2 protein-coding genes and 1 pseudogene are annotated in these 1504 nt (G+C 59.0%); 1 reads left to right on the top strand and 2 read right to left on the bottom strand.

What is annotated here, in order from left to right; all coding sequences use genetic code 11:
- Nucleotides 1-370, top strand: a pseudogene (locus RT613_RS14660) (MFS transporter); the annotation flags it as partial.
- Nucleotides 371-450: 80 nt separating this feature from the next.
- Here RT613_RS14660 and arsH read toward each other — a convergent pair.
- Both arsH and RT613_RS14650 read right to left on the bottom strand, forming a co-directional pair.
- On the bottom strand, nt 451-1179 hold the full coding sequence (gene arsH, locus RT613_RS14655) for an arsenical resistance protein ArsH (RefSeq protein ID WP_313616505.1): 729 nt from the start codon (nt 1177-1179) through the stop codon (nt 451-453).
- On the bottom strand, nt 1154-1504 hold a 351-nt coding region (locus RT613_RS14650), incomplete at its 5' end, for an ArsC/Spx/MgsR family protein (protein ID WP_313616435.1). The genes RT613_RS14650 and arsH, both read right to left, overlap by 26 nt.

Genomic DNA, 1504 nt, shown 5'->3' with positions numbered 1-1504 from the left:
ACCGCCGGCCCTCGCCATAACCTCTGCCAGCTTTATCGTGCTGGGTGTGATTGTGCTTGGCCTGTCTGGCGACTGGTTGCCCGGCGCTGTAGCCTTTGCAATCTGCCTGGGGCTTGGCTCCGGCATCAACAGCATCGCGCAAGGCAGCCTGCCGCTTTATCTTTTCGGATCTGCCGGTTACGGCGCAATAACCGGCAAAATGGCCGGTGCGCGGCTGGCAACGGGAGCAGCGGCACCATTTTTGTTTGCCGCCGCCATGGACCGAATTGGAACCACCCTATCCCTGTTCGTGATTTCAATGATTGGCGCGCTTGGCATCATCGCCTTCATGGCAGTTGCCGCATCTGTGCGAGACAAAAGCACCATCTGAAAGGCGGCTGGAGCAAAGGTTGGCCCCGCACCCCGCGCGCCGGCACCCGAGCAGATCAGATGCCAGCTGACAGTGTTTGCCTAGATGGACTTCAGCGACACACGCTTTTCCAGTTCCAGCGCCTGTTCCTTGCGCTCGCTGTACCGGTCCGTCAGGTAGGCCGAGGCATCCCGCGTGAGAAGCGTGAACTTGACCAGTTCTTCGCAGACATCCACCACCCGGTCATAATAGGACGATGGTTTCATGCGGCCATCGGCGTCAAATTCCTGAAAGGCCTTGGCGACCGATGACTGATTGGGAATGGTGATCATCCGCATCCAGCGGCCAAGAATGCGCATCTGGTTGACCGCATTAAAGGACTGGCTGCCACCGGACACTTCCATGACCGCAAGGGTTTTGCCCTGCGTGGGGCGAATGGAGCCAAGCGACAAAGGTATCCAGTCTATCTGCGCCTTCATGATGCCGGTCATGGCGCCGTGCCGCTCCGGGCTGACCCAGACCTGGCCTTCCGACCACTGCGTCAAATCCCGCAATTCCTGCACCTTGGGATGGCTGGCGGGCGCTTCATCCGGCAATGGCAGACCGGCGGGATCAAAGATCTTGACCTCGCAGCCCAGCCTTTCCAGCAGACGGCCAGCTTCTTTCGCCAACAAGCGGCTGTAAGAGACTTCGCGCAACGAGCCATAGAGAATGAGAATGCGCGGCTTGTGCGTGGAAAAGGCCGGACGCAGGGCATCAAGATCCGTCTGGCGAAGATGCTGCGCCTGCAAAGCGGGGAAAGGATCAGACAAGACGTTTTCCTTCCTGATCAAGAACCTGTTCGCCGTCTTCCTTGGAAAAGGCACCGGTGAAACTGTCCGGCAGGATATCCAGCACCAGTTCGGACGGCCGGGCGAGCCGTGTGCCCAAGGGCGTGACAACGAAGGGGCGGTTGATGAGGATGGGGTGCTGCAACATGGCATCCAGCAACTGGCTGTCGGTGAGATCAGGATTGTCCAGCCCCAACTCTGCGTAAGGTGTGCCCTTTTCCCTGATGGCCTGACGAACGCTCAAACCGGCATCCGAGATGAGCTTTTCCAGCTCCGGCCGCGATGGCGGGTTGCTGAGATAATCAATCACCACTGGCTCAATATC

The sequence above is a fragment of the Agrobacterium sp. genome (genome assembly GCF_032092815.1).
Classification (GTDB): domain Bacteria; phylum Pseudomonadota; class Alphaproteobacteria; order Rhizobiales; family Rhizobiaceae; genus Agrobacterium.
The sequence above is the reverse complement of the archived record's forward strand: the minus strand, read 5'-3'. Positions and strand labels throughout refer to the sequence as shown.